Here is a 20,247-nt window from a genome sequence, read left to right as displayed (position 1 = left end):
GGGGAATGCTCAGGGCGCCAGCTTCGCTTGTGCAAGGTCGAACGCGCCAGTACCATTACCGCTCTCTTTTTCCGGCAGGAGCAGCTTCATGATTGCGGGCAGTATGGTGGCATTGGTCACACCCATGGATGCACAAGGGCGTCTTGACTGGGACAGCCTGAGCAAACTTGTTGACTTCCACCTGGAAAACGGCACCCATGCGATCGTCGCTGTCGGCACCACCGGTGAATCCGCCACCCTGACCGTCGATGAACACATCCAGGTCATCGAGGCCGTGGTCAAGCAAGTCGGCGGCCGCGTCCCGGTCATCGCCGGGACCGGCGCCAACTCCACCGCCGAAGCCGTGCACCTGACCCAGAACGCCAAGGACGCCGGTGCCGATGCCTGCCTGCTCGTCGTCCCGTACTACAACAAGCCGACCCAGGAAGGCCTGTACCAGCATTTCAAGCACATCGCCGAAGCTGTCGACATCCCGCAGATTCTCTACAACGTCCCCGGCCGCACCTCCTGCGACATGCAGGCCGAGACCGTGATCCGGCTGTCCAGCGTGCCCAACATCATCGGCATCAAGGAAGCCACCGGCGACCTGGCCCGGGCCAAGGCGATTCTCGATGGGGTACACAGCGACTTCCTGGTGATGTCCGGCGACGATCCGACTGCCGTCGAGCTGATGCTGCTCGGCGGCAAGGGCAATATCTCGGTCACGGCCAACGTCGCGCCGCGCGAAATGGCCGACATGTGCGAGGCCGCCCTGGCGGGCAATGCCGAAAAGGCCCGCGCGATCAACGAGAAACTCATGCCGCTGCACAGGGACCTGTTCTGCGAGGCCAATCCGATCCCGGTGAAGTGGGCGCTGGCCGAAATGGGCCTGATGCAGCGCGGCATTCGTCTGCCGCTGACCTGGCTGAGCGAAGGCTGTCACGAAAAAGTCCGTACTGCCTTGCGCCAGTCCGGCGTACTGGTTTAACGAGGAAGTACACCGCAATGAAGCGACTGGCTGGTCTTTCCGCCCTTGCCCTGATCATCTCCAGCACCAGCGGCTGCGGCTGGCTGTGGGGAGAAGAAGGTTATTTCCGCGATCGTGGTAGCGACTACCTGCAGGCGCGCCAGATCGCGCCCATGCAGCTCCCGCAGGACGCCACCAACGTCAAGCGCCTGGATCCGCTGCTGCCGATCCCGCGCAACATCGCCGACTATTCCGCTGGCAACGAATTCGAAGTGCCGCGCCCGCAGCCGCTTTCGGCCACTGGCGAGGTGAGCGACTTCTCCCTGCAGCGCAGCGGCGCCAGCCGATGGGTGCTGGCCCAGCGTTCGCCGGCCGAGGTCTGGCCGGTTACTCGCCAGTTCTTCGAGGACAACGGTTTCCGCATCGCCGAAGAGCGTCCGCAAACCGGCGAATTCACCACCACCTGGCAGCGCTTCGACGAACTTTCCGCCTCGCTCGGCCAGCGCCTGGCAAGCAGTGCCAGCAGCGCCGACAGCGAAGTGCGCGTGCGCGTGCGGATGGAGCCGGGCGTGCAACGCAATACCAGCGAAGTCTATGTCGTCACGCTCGAGCGTCCGGCCGGCAGCAGCGATGAACCGGGCTTCCCGTCCAGCTCGAACAACAGCGGCGTCGATGCCCTGCTGGTCGACGAACTGCTGGCCAGCATGACCCGTACTGCCGAGAAGGGCGGTTCCGTGTCGCTGCTGGCCGAGCGCGACTTCGATGCGCCGAGCCGTGTCAGCCTCAGCGAGGACGGCAGCGGCAATCCGGTGCTGTACCTCGGTGCCGACCTGGACCGTGCCTGGTCGAGCGTGGGCCGAGCCCTGGAGCAGGGCGAGTGGCGCGTCGAGGACATCAACCGCAGCCTGGGTCTGTACTACATCAACCTGTCCGAGAAGCCTGAAGACAAGCAGCAGCAACCTGGCTTCTTCAGCCGTCTGTTCGGCAGCCAGCCGACCGAGGAGGAGCGCGAGGCACGCGCCGAGCGTTACCAGATCCGCCTGAGCCAGGTGGGCGACAGCGTCCAGGTGACCGTCGAGAAGAACATCAACACCGTGGCGCCTGCCGATGTGGCCCGGCGCGTGTTGAGCGCCATCCAGGACCGACTGGGTTAAGTGCGCTTCGCGGTACTTGGAAGCGGCAGCCAGGGAAACGGCACGCTGATCGCCAGTGGTGAAACCTTCATCCTGGTCGATTGCGGTTTTTCCCTGCGCGAGACCGAGCGGCGCCTGGCGCTGCTCGGCGTATCGGCGGCGCAGTTGAGCGCGATCCTGGTCACCCATGAGCATGCCGATCACGTGCATGGGGTCGGGCTGCTGTCACGGCGCTACAATGTGCCGGTCTACCTGAGCCAGGGTACCTTGCGCGGGCTGCGCAAGCCGGTCGAGACAAGCGGCCTGCTCGCCTGCGGTCAGCGGCTGGAGATCGGCGAGCTGGAAATCAGCGCCGCGCAGGTCGAACACGATGCGCTCGAACCGCTGCAGTACGTGGTCAGTGATGGCCGCCGGCGCTTCGGCATGCTTACCGACCTGGGCAGCTACGACAGGCGCCTGCTGGAGCGTTACCAGGGCCTGGATGCCTTGCTGGTCGAGGCCAACCATTGTCGTGACATGCTCGCCCGCGGGCATTATCCGTACTTCCTGAAGCAGCGGGTCGGCGGAAACCAGGGTCACCTGAACAACCACCAGGCCGCGAGCCTGGTGGCAGAGCTGGGCTGGCAGCACCTGCAACACCTGGTGCTGGCCCATCTGAGCAGCAAGAACAACCTGCCACGACTGGCCCGCCAATGCTTCGTCGACACCTTGGGGTGCGACCCGGACTGGCTCCAGGTGGCGAATCAGGAACAAGGGCTCGACTGGCGCCAGATCGCCTAGCCCATCTACTCAAGCAAGCGGAGCCCATCATGGAAAAACGCGAAGAACTCTACCGCGGCAAGGCCAAGTCGGTTTACCAGACCGACGATGCCGACCGCTTGATCCTGCTGTTCCGTAACGACACCTCGGCCTTCGATGGCAAGCGCATCGAGCAGCTCGACCGCAAGGGCATGGTGAACAACAAGTTCAACGCCTTCATCATGCAGAAGCTCGAGGAGGCCGGCGTACCGACCCAGTTCGACAAGCTGCTGGGCGACAACGAGTGCCTGGTCAAGAAGCTCGACATGATCCCGGTCGAATGCGTGGTGCGCAACTACGCCGCCGGCAGCCTGGTCAAGCGCCTGGGCGTCGAGGAAGGCATCAAGCTCGAGCCATCGACCTTCGAGCTGTTCCTCAAGAACGACGAGAAGGGCGACCCCTTCATCAACGAATCCCACGTCGTGGCCTTCGGCTGGGGCACCGCTGACCAACTGGCGACCATGAAGTCCCTGTCGCTCAAGGTCAACGAGGTCCTGACCAAGCTGTTCGACGATGCCGGCCTGCTGCTGGTCGACTTCAAGCTCGAGTTCGGCGTGTTCCATGGCCAGATCGTCTTGGGTGACGAGTTCAGCCCGGACGGCTGCCGCCTGTGGGACAAGGAAACCCGCAAGAAGATGGACAAGGACCGCTTCCGCCAGGGCCTGGGCGACGTCATCGAAGCCTACGAGGAAGTCGCCAAGCGCCTGGGCGTGCCGCTGTAACCCGACGGTTCACGCAAGCGTCTGATACCACGCGAATTTTTTTGTCATAGGGCTTTGCCTTTCAGAAAACTGCTGGTATCATGCGCGCCACTGGAGAGATGCCGGAGTGGCCGAACGGGACGGATTCGAAATCCGTTGTACCCTCGCGGGTACCTAGGGTTCAAATCCCTATCTCTCCGCCATACGCGAAGTAGCCGAAGCCCCGAAAACTTTGATGTTTTCGGGGCTTCGTCGTTTCGGCAGGGGCGGTCTGGACAGTTTAAGGGCAAGCCTTGTCCGTCAATATCGCTCCTTCCGTCCGGCTCAACACTCAACTGCGGAACACAGCCGTACGGTTTCCAGCCGGGCCTCTTTCGATTGCTGATCCGGCCAATGGGCGGGTGCCGCTGCCGAGCACTTTCCAGAAAACCGTTCCTTGCTCCCGCCCGCGTCCCTACACCATCAACCGCCGATTGAACTTCGTTTCCATCACGATATGCGAAGCGGTATGCGCCACCCCTTTGATCATGTTGATCCGGGTCAGCTCGGCGTTGAGTTCGCCAAGGTTGCGAGTCGCCAGGTGGATGATGAAGTCCGAATCCCCGGATACGGCATACACCGCCTGTACCGCTTCCATCTTGCGCAGGACGGTCATCACGTCGGTGTAGCTCTTGTTGGTACAGGAGGTCATGGTGAAGCAGTTGATGGTCTGCTGCAGCTTGTCCTGGTCGATGCGCACGCTGTAGCCGGTGATGACTCCGGCTTTCTCCAGGCGCTGGATCCGCTCTTGTACGGCCGAGCGCGACACGCCCAGCTTGCGCGCCAGCGAAGCGGTCGCCTCGCGGGCGTTGGCTTGCAGCAGCGCCAGCAGTTGTCTGTCTTTTTCGGTGAGGCTGAACAGTGAGCCTGGAGTCTGCGAGTCCATGGGCAGGCGGTGACCTTGGGCGAGTTTTCAGTTTCTGATGGCCCGACGCTGTGAGCGTGCTTCCTGGAACTTGTCCATCAGTTTCAGCCCAGCATAGACGGTTTGCGCGGCAGCAGGGCCGAAGGGGCCGCCGTTCCACTCCAGGCCATAGGCATCGAACAGACGGTAGCGGTCGGTTTCACCGCAAATGGCTTCGGCGATCACTCGACCACCGACGGGAGCGGTATTCATGCCATGGCCACCGAACGATGCGCAGGCCCAGCGGCCTCCTCCCAGGGGTGCGATATGTGGCATCTTGTGCCGCGCATAGCCCATCAGGCCAGACCAGGCCTTGTCGATCTTCAGCTGGCCCAGCTGTGGATAGACGTCGCGGATGTCGTCGCTCAGCAGCTGAGCCAGGCGCTTCTCGTCCTGCAGGTTACGGGTAGTGATGTGACCGCCCCAGAGCAGGCGATCGCCATCGACGATGCGGTAATAGTCCGAGGCGCGGCGATTGTCGCCTACTGCGTCGGTGGTGCGCACGATCTGCCGCAGGCGCTCGCCCAGGTGCTCGGTCAGCACCACGTAGGTGGCGATTGGCAGGAATGCCCGGCGCAGTGGGCCGAACTCGGCGCCACCATAGCCGCCACAGCAATACACGACATTGGCGCAGTCGACGCTGCCCTGGGAAGTGGTCACGCGATGACGCCCGGCTGTGCTCTCGACCTGCAGCATTGCCGACTGCTCATGGATGCGACCGCCGCTGAGCTCGACCAGATCGGCCAGGCCGAGGCAATAGTTGAGCGGGTGGAAGTGGAACCCATGGGTATCGCGAAGTCCCTGGAAGTACCGCTCGGTATCCAGGCGTTCGCGAATCGCCTGGGTGTCGAGATACTCCAGCTCGAAACCGAATCCGCTGGCCAGGCGATCACGCAGGCGCTTGAGGTTGTCGCCGTCATCGTAGCGCACGACGCTGAGCTTGCCGGTGGTGGGCGCGCAACCGGGCAGGCGGTACTCGGCGATCATCTGGCGGACAATATCGACGCCCTCGAGCGACAGCCGGAACAGCGCCTCGGCCGTCTGCCTGCCGCAGCGCCGCTCGATGGCCGACAGGCCCTCCGACCAGCCTTGCAGGACGAATCCGCCGTTGCGCCCGGAAGCGCCCCAGGCCACGCGGGCTCCCTCCAGCAGGACCACCGAGCGACCCCGGCGCAGCAGTTCCCAGGCCGTGCTCAAGCCGGCCAGGCCGCCACCGACGACACACACGTCAGCCTGGACCTTGCCACTGAGCGCCGGGCGTTGCGAGGCAGGGCGCATGCTGGCGGTGTAGTAGTTGTTGCCATACGTCGACATCGTGCAGTCATCCTTTTTTCGGGCACGAGCGGGCCGTGCGCCCTTGGTGACGAAGGGCGACGGTCAGCCGGTAGGGGTCATTGCACCTTGGTAAGGTCGGTGTCGTACCATTTCTTGGAAAGCCGGCTCAGCGTGCCGTCAGCCTTCATGCTTTCGATGATCTTGGTCAGTTCGGCGCTGAACGCTTCGTCACCCTTGTCCACGGCGATGGCCAATGGCTCGTAGTAGGCGGGCTTGCCCTCGGCCGGCACGATGGGGTAGCCGTGCTTGATCGCCCCGAGCACGGTCGGCAACGCCGACAGCGTGGCGTCCAGGCGCGTGCCGTTGCCCATGCGCAGGTCGTCCAGCGGCCCCATGCTGTCGCCGTAGGTCTGGACGTCGCCGGGTTCGACCACATAGCTGATCGCTGGCACATCGACGGCGTCGATCTTCAGTCGACGATTGATGTAGTCCTCGGAGGTGGTGCCGGCCTCCACGCCGATGGTCTTGCCGTTGAGGCCGGCCAGTGGGGTGCCGGCGGCATCCTTGTGTACCGCGAAGACGTATGGGGTGTAGTAGTAGATGGCGGGGAAGTCCAGCACACGAGCGCGTTCGGTGGTCGGTGTCATGGAGCCGACCGACAGGTCCCAACGGTTGGCCCAGCGTCCAGCGGTGATGATCCCGTATTCGGGCGTGACGAAGGTGACCTTGCTGCCCAGACGGCGGCCGATCTCGTTGGCCACGTCGATGTCGAAGCCTTTGAGCGTGTTGTCTTCACCCAGGAACGACTGGGGTGGCCAGTTCGCCGCCGTGGCCACCTTCATGACCTTGGTCTGCTGGATGCGATCGAGGGTCGCGCCGGCCCAGGCGGCGCAAGTGAAGGTGGCCAGGGCGCTGGCGAAGGTGACGGTGGCGAACATGCGAGCAACTGGGATCATCGGTAAGTCTCCGGTTACGCGGTGGTGGATGGCAATCGTGTGGCGTGGCGGCCAGTCAGTGGCTCAGGATCTGCGAAAGGAATTCCCTGGCGCGCTCGTGCTGGGGGTTGTCAAAGAAGTCGTGGGGCCTGGCCTGTTCGATGATGCTGCCCTGGTCCATGAAGATGATGCGATCGGCGACCTTGCGGGCGAAGCCCATCTCATGGGTCACGCAGAGCATGGTGATGCCGTCCTGCGCCAGCTCCCCCATCACATCGAGCACTTCCTTGACCATTTCCGGGTCGAGTGCCGAGGTGGGCTCGTCGAACAGCATGATGCGGGGCCGCATGCACAGGGCGCGGGCGATGGCCACGCGTTGTTGCTGGCCGCCGGAAAGCTGCCCGGGAAACTTGTCGGCCTGGCTCCTGATCCGCACCCGGTCGAGGAATTCGTAGGCCAGTTCGCGTGCCTCGGTTTCGCCGAGCCGGCTGACCAGGCGTGGTCCGAGCATCAGGTTCTGCAACACGGTCAGGTGCGGGAACAGGTTGAACTGCTGGAACACCATGCCGACCTGGCGCCGAATGCCCGCCACGCTCGCTGCGCTGCGCGTGAGCGCGGTGCCGGCGATCAGCACCTCGCCTTGCTGGAAGTCTTCCAGCAAGTTGAGACAGCGGATGAGGGTGGACTTGCCAGAACCCGAGGGGCCGCAGATGACCACGATCTCGCCGCTGGCGATCTCCAGGTCGATACCCTTGAGCACATGGAAGTCCCCATACCATTTCTGCAGGTCGCGAATCGCTACCGCGGGCTGCCGGGCAGCCGAGCACGTCAGGTTCATCGTGGAGCTCCTTGATCAGCGGTGGGCGCGGTCGAAGCGTTTTTCGAGCCGGGACTGGACGGCCTCGAGGATGATCGACAGCAGCCAGTACAGCACGGCGGCGGTGATGAGCATTTCCAGGTGGCGGAATTCGGCGCGCCCTTGGGTGCGAGCCAGGAACATCAGCTCCCAGACACCGATTACCGACACCAGCGAGCTGTCCTTGAGCATGGAGATGAACTGGTTGCCGGTGGGTGGGATGATCAGGCGCATGGACTGGGGCAGGATCACCCGGGTCATGGTCTGCAGCGGTGTCAGGCCGATGGCACGGGAAGCTTCCCACTGGCCTCGCGGGATACTGCTGATGCCTGCGCGGAAGATTTCCGTCATGTAGGCGCCATAGCATAGCGACAGGGCCAGGATGCCGGCCGGTACCGCCCCGACGACATAACCCAGTTGCGGAATGCCCAGGTAGATGAGGTAGATCTGGATCAGCAGTGGTACCCCGCGGAAGAACGAGGTGTAGAAGCTGGCGATGGCGATGGCGAAGCCATTGGACGACAGCCGCGCGGTAGCCCCCAGCAATGCCAGAACAAAGGCGATGGCGATCGACAACGCAGAGATATAGACCGTGGTGAACACCCCTTGGGTGATCATGAAGCCGACCTTGCTGGCGATGAAGCCGTAGGACAGGTCGAAGGTATCGAAGAACAGCAGGAACAGAAGCAACAGCTCGCACCAGACCGTGATGATCTGGGCTCGCAAGGGGAAGCGGCCGAGAATGAACAGGTTCAGCAGCAGCGTGGCGGTCAGCGTGCCGGCCACTGCGATATCGCGCAGCCAGGGTGCTTGCAGGTCGAGCAGGATCGGCCCCATCAGACGGGCCAGGCCGCTTTCACCCAGGCCGCAAAACAGCGCGATGGCGAAGATCGCCACGGCGACCGCAGCCATGAATGTGACGCTGTCCGTCGCACGGGGTTTGACGATGTGGTCCTTGTACATGTTTTCGACCCTCTGAGGGGCTTGGCCCCCTTTTGTTGTTATTGGGTCATTATGGGCGCGCAGAATGCCGGCATGCACCCGGCGATATGTACAAATTACGGATTTCTGTCGCCAGATCGGAGGGCATGACCTTCACATCTGTCGATTGGCTGCCCTTCGCGGCCTGCATGCAGGCCCGGCCGCGATGGGCCGCGCAGCGGCTCGTGGAATGTCGCAAGCAACACGAACTTCCCCTGCAAGTCTGTTCAAGACACTTTTGCTTGCCAGATCCTGAAGCCCCTGCGGGCCCTATCGCGGCCAGTCCGGCGCCCTGACGGCGGCCGCTTGATGCAGCTGCAGGTTTGCAGGGTCACCTCGCTCGAGCGGCACCCATCCGTCAATCACCCTTGCGCCACACCAGCTCACGCGTGTCATACCCTTGCTGCCGAGCGATACCAAGCAGCCGCTCGCGTACTTCGGTGCTCACCGTAGGGGTGCGCGAAAGCAGCCAGAGGTAATCCCGGTCCGGATGCCCGACCAGGGCGACGCGGTAGTCGTCGTCATGGTACAGCACCCAGTATTCACCCTTGGCCAGGTCGGGCAGCAGGCGGCTGAACCAGTTGTCGAAGCGGACCCAGAGCTTGTCGGTACGGCCAGGCTGCTGGGCTTCGGCGACTCCGTGGACCTCGCTCCACTGGCCGTCATCTTTGCGGCAGCGGTTGGTCACGTCGATGCGTCCGTCTTCGCGCAGCGCATAGTGCGCCTCGGACTGCACGCAGTTGCGCTGGAAGAACATTGGCAGGCGTGCCAGTTCGTACCAGGTGCCCTGGTAGCGTTGCAGGTCCACCTGCACCGTGGCAGGACGCTTGGCGTGGTCGCCGGAACCGGCGCAGCCGGCCAGGGCCAGCGCCGCGAGGGAAAGCAGCAGGATCTTGCGTATCGCCATGGCTCTTCTCCAGCAGAAAGGACAGCTCTTCGCGGAACCTTGCGCGATCTTGCCTGCGCCTAGGTGATGTCCCTGTTCGATGCCGTACAGCGAGGAAAGTGTCATCCAGACCCTGCGACGTTGCGCCGCCTAGAGCGCCTTGCGCAGGAACCGGGCAGTGCGGCTCTGCTTGCAGGCAGCCACTTCCCGAGGTGTGCCGCACGCCACGACCTTGCCGCCTTCGCCCCCGGCGCCAGGACCGATGTCGATCACCCAGTCGCTCTGCGCCACCACGCGCATGTCGTGTTCGACCACGATGACGCTATGCCCGGCACCGACCAGTCGGTCGAGCTGGACCAGCAGGCGGTCCACATCTTGCGGATGCAGCCCGGTGGTGGGCTCGTCCAGCACATAGAGGGTGGCGCCGCGCGTGGTGCGTTGCAGCTCGGTCGCCAGCTTGATGCGCTGGGCCTCGCCACCGGACAGTTCGGTGGCGGGCTGCCCCAGGCGCAGGTAGCCCAGCCCTATGTCCTGCAGCAACTGCAGCGAGCGCCGCGCCGCGGGATGCTCGGCGAACACCAGCAGGGCATCGCTGACGGTGAGTTTCAGCACATCGGCAATGCTCAGGCCGTTCCAGCTCACCGCCAGGGTCTGCGGGGCGTACCGGGCGCCATGACAGGTGGGGCAGGGGGCGTATACGCTCGGCATGAACAGCAACTCCACGCTCACCCAACCCTCGCCCTCGCAGGTGGCGCAGCGACCCTTGGCCACGTTGAAGGAAAACTGTCCGGCATCGAAACCTCGCGCACGCGCCTCGTCGGTGGCGGCAAAGAGCTTGCGCACGTGATCGAAGAGCCCTGTATAGGTTGCAAGGTTGGAACGTGGCGTACGCCCAATGGGCTTTTGGTCTACCTGCACCAGTCGCTTGATGGCCTCGAGTCCCGCGCTGACCTGGCCCGTGCTGGTCTGTACCGGTTCGTCCTCGAGGCTGGCTTGCTCGGGCTCTCCGGCATCGGCGACCTGTCCGAGGTGGGCGCCGACCAGCTCCAGCAGCGCCTGGCTGACCAGGCTCGACTTGCCTGACCCGGAAACGCCGGTGACCGAAGTGAAACAGCCGAGCGGGAACTCGACCGTCAGATCCTCGAGGTTGTTGCGTGTCACGCCCTCCAGGCGCAGCCAGCCGCTGGGCTGGCGCGGGATCCGCTCGGGCGCTGCCTGGCTATCGAACAGATACGCTCGGGTGCGCGATCGGGGTACCTGCCTCAGCCCCTCTGGCGGACCGCTGTACAGCACCCGGCCGCCCAGCTCCCCCGCATCGGGGCCGACATCCACCAGCCAGTCGGCACGGCGCAGGGTATCCAGGTCATGTTCCACCACAAAGACCGAGTTGCCGGCTGCCTTGAGCCGTTGCAGTGCGTCGAACAGCGCTTCGCTGTCCGCCGGGTGCAGGCCGGCGGACGGTTCGTCGAGCACATAGACCACGCCGAACAGTTGCGAATTGAGCTGCGTGGCCAGCCGCAGCCGCTGCAGCTCGCCAGAGGACAGCGTCGGCGTGCTGCGCTCGAGCGCCAGGTAGCCCAGGCCCAGGTCGACCAGCGTGGCGATGCGCTCGAGCAGCTCGGCGCTAATGCGCTGCGCGGCGAGGCGCTTTTCCAGCGAAAGGTTGGGGGTATGACGCACGTCAGGCCCTGTGCCGTGGGGGTTTTCGCCCCTGGCCGCGCGCTGCTCGCGCGCTTTGCGGGTCTGCTGGTGGCTGAGCACGTCGCCGGGTTCCCCGGCTTGCGTCAGGTAGTCGCTGGCGGTTACGCCTCGTAGCAGCGTGGCCAGTTCGCTCAGCGGCAAGCGGGAAAACTCGGCGATGTCCAGGCCGGCGAAGGTCACGCCCAAGGCTTCCCGCTTGAGTCGCTTGCCGGCGCACAACGGGCAGGGGTTGGCACGCATGTACTGAGCCACGCGCTTGCGCATCAGTGCGCTTTGCGAGTGCATGAAGGTATGCAGCACATAGCGCCGCGCGCCCATGAAGGTGCCTTGGTAGCTAGGTTCGAGCTTGCGCTCGAGCGCGCTGCGGGTCTGCTCCGGGGTCATGCCGGCGTATACCGGCACGGTCGGGGTCTGTTCGGTGAACAGGATCCACTCGCGGACCTTTTTCGGCAGGTCTCGCCAGGGGATGTCCACGTCATGGCCCAAGGTCACCAGGATGTCCCGCAGGTTCTGTCCCTGCCAGGCCATCGGCCAGGCAGCCACGGCGCGTTCGCGTATGGTCAGCGCGGGGTCTGGCACCATCGACTCCTCGGTCACCTCGTAGACCCGGCCCAGGCCCTGGCATTGCGGGCAGGCGCCATGGGGCGTGTTGGGCGAGAAGTCCTCGGCATACAGCATCGGCTGCTCGGCCGGGTAGCTGCCGGCGCGGGAATAGAGCATGCGGATCAGGCTGGACAAGGTGGTGACGCTGCCTACCGAAGAGCGTGCGCTGGGGCTGCCGCGTTGCTGCTGCAAGGCCACCGCAGGCGGTAGGCCGTCGATGGCGTCCACGTCCGGCACGCCGACCTGGTCGATCAGGCGGCGGGCATAGGGCGCCACCGATTCGAAGTAGCGCCGCTGGGCTTCTGCATACAAGGTGGAGAATGCCAGCGAGGACTTGCCCGAACCCGAGACGCCGCTGAAGACCACCAGCGCGTCGCGCGGAATGTCGACGTCGACGTTGTCGAGGTTGTGTTCCCGGGCTCCACGTACCCGGATGAAACCGGTGTCAGGAGAAGCATCGCGACGTGACGGCATGGAGATTCCTTACCAGGGGCTGATGAGCGAACAGGACCGGTGCGCCGCGGCAGCAACGGCTATTGGAACTGACTGAGCGCCGTGGGCAGGGTTCCAGCCAGGCCTGGCACGGGGCCGAAGGAACCTGCCTCGAAGCTGGCCAATTGCCTACGATCGTTTCGGCTCAATGAGTTGGCGCACAAGACTTTGGCAGCCTGACCTTTATGACGTTTCGTCAGGCTGCCCGAAAAAAACCCGCATCAACACTTCTCCAGCGCGTCAGAAAAGAACACAGACTTTCCTGTGTAGGAACTGACATGAGGTGAAAGATCATGGCTAACAGTCGAGGCAATCAAGGCGGTAGTTCCAGCAACAATCCGGGCAACTTCGCCAACGACCGGGAAAAGGCTTCCGAAGCCGGTCGCAAGGGTGGGCAGTCCTCGGGCGGCAATTTCGCCAACGATCGCGAACGGGCATCCGAAGCCGGCAAGAAAGGTGGCCAGCAGAGCCACGGCGGTGGCCGCAAGAGCGGCGACGACAACCGCTGATCTCCAATGATGCAAGCCGGGGCGGAGCTTCCGCCCTGGTGGCCTGAAGAGGAATTTGCCAATGTTCATGCACAACAAGCGACTTCAGTACACGGTTCGAGTGGCAGGTCCCAATCCTGGCCTGGCCAATCTCATGCTCGAACAGTTCGGCGGGCCGCAAGGCGAACTGGCTGCGGCCATGCGCTATTTCACCCAGGCAGTGACCGAAGACGATCCAGGACGCAAGGACATGCTCTTCGACATCGCCACCGAAGAGCTCAGTCACCTCGAGGTGATCGGCTCGATCATCGTGATGCTCAACAAGGGTGCCAAGGGGCAACTGGCCGAAGGCGTGCAGGCGGAAGGCGAGCTGTACCGTTCGCTGACCGGTGCCGGCAACGACTCGCACATCACCAGCCTGCTGTATGGTGCCGGTGCGCCACTGATCAACTCCGGTGGCGTGCCTTGGACGGCTGCCTACATCGATACCATCGGCGAACCCACCGCGGACTTGCGCTCCAACATCGCCGCCGAGGCGCGGGCCAAGATCGTCTATGAGCGCCTGATCAACCTGACCGACGATCCAGGCATCAAAGACGCCCTGACGTTCCTGATGACCCGGGAAATCGCCCACCAGCAATCCTTCGAGAAAGCCTTGCACTCGATTCAGCCCAACTTCCCGCAAGGCAAGCTGCCGGGCATGCCAGAGTTCAGCAAGACCTACTTCAACATGTCCAGTGGCCAGGAAATGCGTGGTTCCTGGAACCAGGGCGAGGACTGGGTGTATGTCGAGAACCCGACACCGGGCGTCGACGGCGGCGATGGCAACGCTTCGGTGGAACTGGATACCGCCTCGGCCGAGACGCTGGAGCAGTTCAAGCTGCGTACCATGTCCGATCCGATGGCCAAGCCATTGACCGGTGCGGAACTGGGCAGTGGGCTGGCGGACGAACTAGGCACCCAGGCGGGCCTGGACGGCGACAAGACTCTCAAGCCGTAAAGACAAAACCGCACTGGAAGCGATTCCAGTGCGGTTCAGGCGTCAAGCCTGGGCTTTGCGCTTAACGCTTGGCTTCGGCATCCGGATCGGCCGAGCGAGCAAGGAAGGCACGGGTCACTTCCGGCAAGTGTTCCCTGAGCCAATCGGCCATCGCGATCTCTTCCTTGATGATCGACCGGCAAGCGTCTGCCGTTTTCGTGTCGCCAGCATAGTCGGCCGCTTCGATCAGGACGGTGTACGAAGCGATCTCCATGTTTTCGAAAATGTACCCCGACATTGCGCCCTTGACCACTTCGTCGCTCATGGTGGCGCCACCGACGGCCTGCCCGAACGCCATGAGCTTGCCAGCCAGGTCCTTGAGGGTCGAAGTGCTGCCGCCGAGTCGCTTGATGCAGTTCTCGAGCGTTTCCTGTTGCCCTTGAGTCTCCCGGATATGCTGCTCGATCCTCGCCTTGAGAGTCGGATAGTGTTCCAGCCGCTCCGCCTGTCCCTTGAGCATGGTTTCAGCTTGCTGTTCCATCGCATGAGCATCACGCAGCCAGTCCAGCAGGTGTTCCTGTGGTTTGGTTGAGGCCATCTCGTTGACTCCTTCGGTTGGGTGGTGTGATTGAGAGATCTGGCCGGCCCCGACCGTTCAGCGTTTGCGATGAACGGACCAGGGGCTTGCCGCCAGGTAACCGATCAGGCCCGTGGATCGAGCAGGAAGGCGGCCAAGGTGGCGGCGCAAGCGCTGATGCCTTCTTCCAGGATGACTTCCAGGCCATGGGTGTTCTCGGTGGGAATGGCCAGGCAGCCGGCCTTGGCCGCGATGCCGCTGCTCATTACCGCACTGGCATCGGAGGCGAAGTCCACCAGCAGGGCGGCCTGCGGATCGTATCCGGCGCTTCGTGCCGCCTTCATCAGTGCCATTACCACCGAAGGGGTGTAGTAGCCTTTCTGGTCCCCGGTATTGACGATCGGATCGGCCACCAGCCGGGTCTCGTATTCCTCGAGGACTGGCCCCACCTCAAGGGCGATGGTGGTATCGCCTGGCAGGCGCGAGGCGGCGAACATCGCACCGGCATTGGACTCTTCCTCGAGCGTGGTGAAGACGAACCAGACATCCTGAGGCAGTTCGGCACGCTTGGCCCGGACCCGCTCGGCGGCCTGGATCGCTGCCACGAGGGGCGCGCGGTCGTCGAGAAAGTGCGCGGCAACGGCATCGTTGATACGCAGCGGTGCCCTCCAGCGGCGCGCGAACACCACGCGGGTTCCCGGCCGCACGCCCATCTCGAGCAGTTCCAGCGCGCTGCGTCGGGTCACCACGTGCACGTCATCCCAGTGCACATCGCCCGCCAGCACATCGCGTCCGGTGCGGGAGGCTTGCGAAGCGTGCATGGAGCCATAGGACAGGACGCCTTCGAAGGACCCAAGGTCGCCAAGGATTTCTACGGGACAGACACCGAAGCAGATTGGCTGTGCGCCACCGAGCGCCACGACCTGCAGGGTGCCGTCCGGCATGACGCGCTTGACGATCATGGCAATTTCATCCATGTGAGCCATCACGCGGATGCTGTCGTCGGGGTCGGCAGGCCTGTCGGCGCGGATCACGCCCAGCACATTGCCAGCGCGGTCGACGCTCACCTCGTCGCAATGGGCGCGCAGGGCCTCGATGCACAGCTTGCGCACTTCGTCTTCCTGTCCTCCTGGGCCGTAGGCCTGGAGCAGTCTGTCGAGCAAAGGCTGTTGGTCAGGCATGGTTCTCCTTCCATATCGCTTGCGTGTCAGGTTCAACGGGCCAGCGGCGTGAACCCGCGCTTGGCCGAAAACAGTTGCTCAAGGCGATCGTTACCCAAGGCGTGGGGCAATAGCTGCTGCCGGGCCTGGCACCAGTCCAGGTCCGCTGCCAGCCAGGCCTTGGCAGGCTCGCCCTCGAGTATCAGCAGACGTTGCTGCCCGGCCTCGTCGGCGCAGGTCATCAAGGCCAGCCCGTCGCAGCCATTGGGCTCGCTGCCAACCTGGGCCAGAGCCGCAAGGAACAGTGGGCCGGCGTGGCGGGCCGTGATGTAGGCCAGGCGTGGACGAGTGCCGGCCAACATGGCACTGGAGGCTTCGTACCAACCTTCGACCGGGATCAGTGCCCGGCCCTGGTCGCGTAGCCGGGCATACTGCCGAGAGCGCAGGACCTGTTCGAGGGACAGGTGGGTCAATGGCAGGCCACCCATCGACCAGTCAGGTGTCCAGCCCCAGCGCACGTCCACGCAGGTGGGCTGACCGTTGCGCAGCAGCACCGCCCGCACACGCATTTTCGGCTTGACCAGATGCTCGCGCGTCCTGGCCGGGCCGGGCAGCAAGTCTGCCGCTGCGTCTGCCTGGTGACGAGCATCCAGCAAGGGCGCAGCGAAGAAGGCCAGCGCGGCGCTGGCATCCGCCGATTGAACGATGCATTCGCACATTTGGATCACCTGCTCGGAAAATGGACTCACCGGGAAGCGCCAAGACCATGGAGCCCACGGCGTAGCTGTTAAATTTCCGAGACTGGGCGGGAAAGGTTCGTTCAGCCAGCGCATCCATGAGGCCGATGAGTGGCTCCGGAAAGACCCTGAACGGCTGATGGGGGCGTCAGCGGCAGCAACTGGCGGTACTGCCGGCCAGGTACCTTCATTGCGCTGCCTGCGACCGGCCATTGGTCGTGTCGGCTGCACGCTACCGAACCACGGGTGATCGAAACCTAACCACACATCGCGACTGGAAGGAGTCCACGACTTCGAGGGCAACGAGATGAACACAATGAAGCATGTGCAGGCGGCCCTGGTCACGGGGTTTCTGGTCTTCGCGGCTGGCGCCCATGCAGCCGAGACCAGGCGAGTCGACGTGCTGCTGGTCGGCGGCGGAATCATGAGCACGACCCTGGCCATCTGGCTCAACGAACTGGAGCCTGGCTGGAGCATGGAGATGATCGAGCGACTGGACCAGGTGGCCGAGGAAAGCTCCAACGGCTGGAACAATGCCGGTACTGGCCACTCGGCGCTCGCCGAGCTCAACTACACGCCCGAGAAGGACGGCAAGATCGACATTTCCAAGGCTGTCGAGATCAACGAGTCGTTCCAGATCACCCGGCAGTTCCTCGCATGGCAGGTCAGGAACGGCGTGCTCCATGACCCTCGTTCGTTCATCAATTCGACACCGCACATGAGCTTCGTCTGGGGTGACGACAACATCGCATTTCTCAGGAAGCGCTACGAAGCCCTGCAGAAAAGCCCCTTGTTCCGCCCGATGCAGTATTCCGAAGACCCTGAGCAGATTCGCCAATGGGTCCCGCTGATGATGGAAGGGCGCGATCCGCGGCAGAAGATCGCCGCCACCTGGACGCCCATCGGTACCGATGTCAACTTCGGCGAGATCACCCGCCAGTTCGCCAGGCACCTGCAGGGCAACAAGAACTTCTCGTTGAAGCTGTCCACCGAAGTCAGCGACATCACACGCAACGAGGACGGTTCCTGGCATGTCGAGTACAAGAACCTCGAGGATGGCCACGAAGCGGCCACCGATGCACGGTTCGTCTTCGTGGGCGCCGGTGGTGCGGCATTGCCGCTGCTGCAGAAGTCGGGCATCGAGCAAGCCAAGGACTATGCGGGCTTCCCGGTTGGCGGTTCGTTCCTGGTCACCGAGAATCCGCAAATCGCCGAGCGACACATGGCCAAGGCCTATGGCATCGCCTCGACCGGCTCGCCGCCCATGTCAGTGCCCCATCTCGACACTCGAGTGCTCGACGGCAAGCGGGTGATCCTGTTCGGACCGTTCGCGACGTTCTCCACCAAGTTCCTCAAGGAAGGCTCCTACCTGGACCTGTTCGCCAGCATGACCACGCACAACGTCTGGCCGATGATGAAGGTCGGCTTGCATGAGTTCGACCTGGTCCAGTACCTGGCCGGCCAGTTGATGCAGTCCGACGACGACCGCTTCGCTGCCTTGCAGAGTTATTTCCCCAATGCCAGGCAGGAAGACTGGCGCCTGTGGCAGGCCGGGCAACGGGTGCAGATCATCAAGCGTGATCCGGACAAGGGCGGCGTGCTCAAGCTCGGCACTGAGGTGGTCGCCGCCAGTGACGGCAGCATCGCCGGCCTGCTAGGCGCCTCCCCAGGCGCCTCGACGGCGGCGCCGATCATGCTCGATCTATTGCATAAGGTGTTCAAGGACAAGGTCGCGTCGCCGGCCTGGCAGGACAAGATTCGCCAGATCGTGCCGAGCTACGGCACCCGCCTCAACGATCATCCCGAACAGGTAGCCCAGGAGTGGGCCTACACCAGCGAGATCCTGCAACTGGCGCCACCGCCGCAGATCGACAAGCAGCGTCATCCGGACCAGCCGAAGGACATCGATCCACTGGGCCAGAAACATGGCGACTCGGACCCTGATCTCAAGCCCTGATGGGCGACGGGTGTAGAAGCCGCAAGTTGCAAGCTGCAAGCCGCAGCGGAACGTGGAGGCTTGGAAGCGTCGCTCTTGCAGCTTGCAGTTCAAAACCTGCCGCTCGTCGGCTTCGGGGAGTCCCTTGGGGCTTGCCAGGTCAATCGGTACGAGGTATCCCTCCCTTGCAATTCGACCCGCCCGGTGCGGGTTTTTTTTCGCCGGTCGATCAGTTCGATCGGGCTTGGCCTGGCTTGGCCGGGAACAGTTCGCCGGCCCTGGCGAAGCATTGCTCGGCGATGGCCGATCTTGGCGCGCTGCGCCGTAACAGCAGGCCGACCGGACTGTGGATGCTCGCTTCGGCTACCGGGATGATCCGCAAGTGCTGGTTCAGGGCTTCCAGGCCGCAGTGAAGCGGCATGACCGCACAGCAGAGGCCGGCACCGATGGCCTGGATGAGCTGGAAGGTCGAGTCGCTTTCCAGTAGCGCCAGCGGCTCCAGCCCGCGGCTGCGAAAGCTCAGGTCGAGCGACTGGCGGTAGTGCATGCCTTTGCTCAACAGGCCCAGCGGCAGGGCGCCGAGGTCTTCCCAACGCAGTTGATCCTGGTCGAAACGAAAGTGCCGCGTATCGTGCAGCAGGCCCATGGTGGTGGTGCCGAGCTCGATCACGTCGAAGAAGCTGGTATCGACCTGGTCCAGGTAGCAGATGCCCAGGTCCAGCTGGTTGCGACTCAGGCCATCGATGACTTGCTCGGAGCTGAGCGAGGAAAGCTCGTAGCGCAGCTCCGGGTAACGTTCGCGCAGGGGCAACAGCAGGGTCATCGGATCGAAGCTCGACAGCGGCACGCTACCCAGGCGCAGGCTGCCGACCACCTGGCCGCGGCAACTGGCCGCCTCGGCCTGCAGGCCATCGTGGGCGGCCAGCAGCGTGCGGGCCCAGGCCAGGACCCGTTCACCGGCCTCGGTGAAGCCTTCGAAGCGCTGGCCACGCTTGACCAGCATCAGGTCCAGTTCGTCCTCCAGGTTGCGCAGGCGCATGGACAAGGTCGGCTGGGTGACATGGCACAAGGTGGCCGCCTGGCCGAAGTGCCGGGTCTGGTCGAGGGCGATGAGGAACTTCAGCTGCTTGATGTCCATGGTACGGCCTGGAGCGGAGGGGGTCCGTCGACCATAACCAACTCCGTGGCGCCTGGCCAATCTTTATGGCCTGGCTCAGGTCAGCACGTGACCGACCGGCGCCAGGGCTTCAGGCAGCGGTTCGTGCCCCAGCGCGGCCAGGATGTCGCGCTCGATGGTCCGTACCAGAGCATCGGTCGGCAGGTCGTTCTCGTCGCGCCCGAACGGGTCTTCCAGCTCGTTGCCGATGGCATCCAGGCCGAAGAAGGTATAGCTGACCAAGGTGGTGAACAGCGGCGCCAGCCAGCCGAGCGGCTCGGCCAGGGCGAAGGGCAGCAACAGACAGAAAATGTAGATGGTCCGGTGCAGCAGCAGGGTATAGGGGAAGGGCAGGGGCGTTTGCTTGATCCGCTCGCAGGTGGCCTGGACTTCCGCCAGGCCGGTCAGGCGCTGCTCGAGCAGGGTGTAGCGCCATTCACCGATGTGGCCCTGTTCGGCCAGCCGCGAACAGTGGCTGCCGACCTCTTGCAGGATGCCGTTGCAGACATTGTGCGCGCTGATCCGGCCGGGCTCTTGCAGCCAGGGGGCGGCGGCGCTGGCGGCGTCTTCGTTGCGCAGTCGCGCGTTGAGGGCATGGGCGAAGCCGCACAGGCTGTACAGCAGCTCGGCGCGCAGCCGGGCGTCGGCCACCACCACGCTTTGCCGAACGAACGAGCGGGTCTCGATCAGCAGGCGGCCCCAGGCCTTGCGCCCTTCCCACCAGCGGTCATAGCAGGCGTTGTTGCGAAAGCTCATGAATATCGACAGCGACAGGCCGAGCAAGGTGAACGGTGTGGCGCTGACCGGATAGAACAGGGCCGGATAGTGTCGCTCGACCATCACGATCAGTGCGGCCAGCACGGTCACCAGCAGGCAGCGCCCGGCGATGCGCTTGACGATCGAGCCCTTGAGGGTGAACAGCACGCGCAGCAGGTCGGGACGCGGGGGAACGATCATGGATTAC

Annotated in this window: 19 protein-coding genes and 1 tRNA gene; 8 read left to right on the top strand and 12 right to left on the bottom strand. The window is 63.9% G+C overall.

Features of this window, described 5'->3' with window-relative positions; all coding sequences use genetic code 11:
* Positions 1-88: 88 nt before the first annotated feature.
* The 5 genes from dapA (at position 89) to ACY8GK_RS10285 (ending at position 3,781) form a co-directional block, all read left to right on the top strand.
* Positions 89-967, top strand: coding sequence for a 4-hydroxy-tetrahydrodipicolinate synthase (gene dapA, locus ACY8GK_RS10305; protein WP_196177476.1), 879 nt, complete (start codon positions 89-91; stop codon positions 965-967).
* Positions 968-984: 17 nt separating this feature from the next.
* Entirely contained in the window at positions 985-2,100 is a 1,116-nt protein-coding gene (bamC, locus tag ACY8GK_RS10300) for an outer membrane protein assembly factor BamC (protein WP_196177474.1), read from the top strand.
* Positions 2,101-2,859 carry an MBL fold metallo-hydrolase gene (locus ACY8GK_RS10295; protein ID WP_196177472.1) on the top strand — a complete coding sequence of 253 codons (759 nt, stop codon included), beginning with the start codon at positions 2,101-2,103 and terminating at the stop codon, positions 2,857-2,859.
* Positions 2,860-2,888: 29 nt separating this feature from the next.
* Positions 2,889-3,599 (top strand): phosphoribosylaminoimidazolesuccinocarboxamide synthase, encoded by a 711-nt coding sequence (gene purC, locus ACY8GK_RS10290; protein WP_196177470.1) that lies wholly within the window; start codon positions 2,889-2,891, stop codon positions 3,597-3,599.
* A gap of 92 nt (positions 3,600-3,691) precedes the next feature.
* Positions 3,692-3,781, top strand: a tRNA-Ser gene (locus ACY8GK_RS10285).
* Between the two features lie 251 nt (positions 3,782-4,032).
* Here ACY8GK_RS10285 and ACY8GK_RS10280 read toward each other — a convergent pair.
* From ACY8GK_RS10280 to ACY8GK_RS10250, 7 genes are all read right to left on the bottom strand, one after another.
* Positions 4,033-4,503, bottom strand: a complete 471-nt coding sequence (locus tag ACY8GK_RS10280) for an Lrp/AsnC family transcriptional regulator (RefSeq protein ID WP_196177468.1) — start codon at positions 4,501-4,503, stop codon at positions 4,033-4,035.
* 27 nt (positions 4,504-4,530) lie between these two features.
* On the bottom strand, positions 4,531-5,835 hold the full coding sequence (locus ACY8GK_RS10275; protein WP_462402949.1) for an NAD(P)/FAD-dependent oxidoreductase: 1,305 nt from the start codon (positions 5,833-5,835) through the stop codon (positions 4,531-4,533).
* Between the two features lie 77 nt (positions 5,836-5,912).
* The gene (locus tag ACY8GK_RS10270; protein WP_196177464.1) at positions 5,913-6,752 is read right to left on the bottom strand and encodes a transporter substrate-binding domain-containing protein; all 840 of its coding nucleotides are present in this window, start codon (positions 6,750-6,752) and stop codon (positions 5,913-5,915) included.
* Positions 6,753-6,807: 55 nt separating this feature from the next.
* Positions 6,808-7,569 (bottom strand): amino acid ABC transporter ATP-binding protein, encoded by a 762-nt coding sequence (locus ACY8GK_RS10265; protein WP_196177462.1) that lies wholly within the window; start codon positions 7,567-7,569, stop codon positions 6,808-6,810.
* A gap of 15 nt (positions 7,570-7,584) precedes the next feature.
* A complete protein-coding gene (locus tag ACY8GK_RS10260) occupies positions 7,585-8,550 on the bottom strand; it encodes an amino acid ABC transporter permease (protein ID WP_196177460.1) in 966 nt (321 codons plus the stop codon).
* Between the two features lie 376 nt (positions 8,551-8,926).
* A complete protein-coding gene (locus ACY8GK_RS10255; protein ID WP_462402948.1) occupies positions 8,927-9,475 on the bottom strand; it encodes a lipocalin family protein in 549 nt (182 codons plus the stop codon).
* Positions 9,476-9,604: 129 nt separating this feature from the next.
* Complete coding sequence (locus tag ACY8GK_RS10250) at positions 9,605-12,232, bottom strand: excinuclease ABC subunit UvrA (protein WP_196177456.1); 2,628 nt, start codon at positions 12,230-12,232, stop codon at positions 9,605-9,607.
* A gap of 311 nt (positions 12,233-12,543) precedes the next feature.
* Between ACY8GK_RS10250 and ACY8GK_RS10245 the strand changes: the two genes are divergently transcribed.
* Positions 12,544-12,759, top strand: coding sequence for a con-10 family general stress protein (locus ACY8GK_RS10245; RefSeq protein ID WP_462402947.1), 216 nt, complete (start codon positions 12,544-12,546; stop codon positions 12,757-12,759).
* Positions 12,760-12,820: 61 nt separating this feature from the next.
* Positions 12,821-13,738, top strand: coding sequence for a manganese catalase family protein (locus ACY8GK_RS10240; RefSeq protein ID WP_196177452.1), 918 nt, complete (start codon positions 12,821-12,823; stop codon positions 13,736-13,738).
* A gap of 61 nt (positions 13,739-13,799) precedes the next feature.
* Here the strand turns inward: ACY8GK_RS10240 and ACY8GK_RS10235 are convergent, their stop codons facing one another.
* From ACY8GK_RS10235 to ACY8GK_RS10225, 3 genes are all read right to left on the bottom strand, one after another.
* Positions 13,800-14,315, bottom strand: coding sequence for a ferritin-like domain-containing protein (locus tag ACY8GK_RS10235; RefSeq protein ID WP_196177450.1), 516 nt, complete (start codon positions 14,313-14,315; stop codon positions 13,800-13,802).
* Positions 14,316-14,419: 104 nt separating this feature from the next.
* The gene (locus tag ACY8GK_RS10230) at positions 14,420-15,475 is read right to left on the bottom strand and encodes a zinc-binding metallopeptidase family protein (protein WP_462402946.1); all 1,056 of its coding nucleotides are present in this window, start codon (positions 15,473-15,475) and stop codon (positions 14,420-14,422) included.
* A 32-nt stretch (positions 15,476-15,507) separates the two neighbouring features.
* Entirely contained in the window at positions 15,508-16,173 is a 666-nt protein-coding gene (locus ACY8GK_RS10225; RefSeq protein WP_196177446.1) for an SOS response-associated peptidase family protein, read from the bottom strand.
* Between the two features lie 334 nt (positions 16,174-16,507).
* Here ACY8GK_RS10225 and mqo point away from each other — a divergent pair, with 334 nt between their 5' ends.
* Positions 16,508-18,148, top strand: coding sequence for a malate dehydrogenase (quinone) (gene mqo, locus ACY8GK_RS10220; RefSeq protein ID WP_196177869.1), 1,641 nt, complete (start codon positions 16,508-16,510; stop codon positions 18,146-18,148).
* Between the two features lie 208 nt (positions 18,149-18,356).
* Here the strand turns inward: mqo and ACY8GK_RS10215 are convergent, their stop codons facing one another.
* Both ACY8GK_RS10215 and ACY8GK_RS10210 read right to left on the bottom strand, forming a co-directional pair.
* Positions 18,357-19,265: a LysR family transcriptional regulator gene (locus ACY8GK_RS10215; RefSeq protein ID WP_196177444.1), complete on the bottom strand. Its 909-nt coding sequence runs from the start codon at positions 19,263-19,265 to the stop codon at positions 18,357-18,359.
* Positions 19,266-19,340: 75 nt separating this feature from the next.
* Complete coding sequence (locus ACY8GK_RS10210; protein ID WP_196177442.1) at positions 19,341-20,240, bottom strand: bestrophin family protein; 900 nt, start codon at positions 20,238-20,240, stop codon at positions 19,341-19,343.
* Positions 20,241-20,247 lie beyond the last annotated feature (7 nt).

The sequence above is a fragment of the Pseudomonas sp. Marseille-QA0332 genome (genome assembly GCF_054950175.1).
Note: the sequence above shows the minus strand (reverse complement) of the source record. Positions and strands in the feature narration are given on the sequence as shown.

Coding starts and splice junctions, on each gene's coding strand:
- ACY8GK_RS10225 (WP_196177446.1), bottom strand. CDS start 16,173: ATGTGCGAATGCATCGTTCAATCGGCGGATGCCAGCGCCGCGCTGGCC.
- ACY8GK_RS10260 (WP_196177460.1), bottom strand. CDS start 8,550: ATGTACAAGGACCACATCGTCAAACCCCGTGCGACGGACAGCGTCACA.
- ACY8GK_RS10270 (WP_196177464.1), bottom strand. CDS start 6,752: ATGATCCCAGTTGCTCGCATGTTCGCCACCGTCACCTTCGCCAGCGCC.
- ACY8GK_RS10250 (WP_196177456.1), bottom strand. CDS start 12,232: ATGCCGTCACGTCGCGATGCTTCTCCTGACACCGGTTTCATCCGGGTA.
- ACY8GK_RS10210 (WP_196177442.1), bottom strand. CDS start 20,240: ATGATCGTTCCCCCGCGTCCCGACCTGCTGCGCGTGCTGTTCACCCTC.
- ACY8GK_RS10240 (WP_196177452.1), top strand. CDS start 12,821: ATGTTCATGCACAACAAGCGACTTCAGTACACGGTTCGAGTGGCAGGT.
- ACY8GK_RS10265 (WP_196177462.1), bottom strand. CDS start 7,569: ATGAACCTGACGTGCTCGGCTGCCCGGCAGCCCGCGGTAGCGATTCGC.
- ACY8GK_RS10215 (WP_196177444.1), bottom strand. CDS start 19,265: ATGGACATCAAGCAGCTGAAGTTCCTCATCGCCCTCGACCAGACCCGG.
- ACY8GK_RS10245 (WP_462402947.1), top strand. CDS start 12,544: ATGGCTAACAGTCGAGGCAATCAAGGCGGTAGTTCCAGCAACAATCCG.
- mqo (WP_196177869.1), top strand. CDS start 16,508: ATGAAGCATGTGCAGGCGGCCCTGGTCACGGGGTTTCTGGTCTTCGCG.
- dapA (WP_196177476.1), top strand. CDS start 89: ATGATTGCGGGCAGTATGGTGGCATTGGTCACACCCATGGATGCACAA.
- ACY8GK_RS10280 (WP_196177468.1), bottom strand. CDS start 4,503: ATGGACTCGCAGACTCCAGGCTCACTGTTCAGCCTCACCGAAAAAGAC.
- ACY8GK_RS10235 (WP_196177450.1), bottom strand. CDS start 14,315: ATGGCCTCAACCAAACCACAGGAACACCTGCTGGACTGGCTGCGTGAT.
- ACY8GK_RS10230 (WP_462402946.1), bottom strand. CDS start 15,475: ATGCCTGACCAACAGCCTTTGCTCGACAGACTGCTCCAGGCCTACGGC.
- bamC (WP_196177474.1), top strand. CDS start 985: ATGAAGCGACTGGCTGGTCTTTCCGCCCTTGCCCTGATCATCTCCAGC.
- ACY8GK_RS10275 (WP_462402949.1), bottom strand. CDS start 5,835: ATGTCGACGTATGGCAACAACTACTACACCGCCAGCATGCGCCCTGCC.
- purC (WP_196177470.1), top strand. CDS start 2,889: ATGGAAAAACGCGAAGAACTCTACCGCGGCAAGGCCAAGTCGGTTTAC.
- ACY8GK_RS10255 (WP_462402948.1), bottom strand. CDS start 9,475: ATGGCGATACGCAAGATCCTGCTGCTTTCCCTCGCGGCGCTGGCCCTG.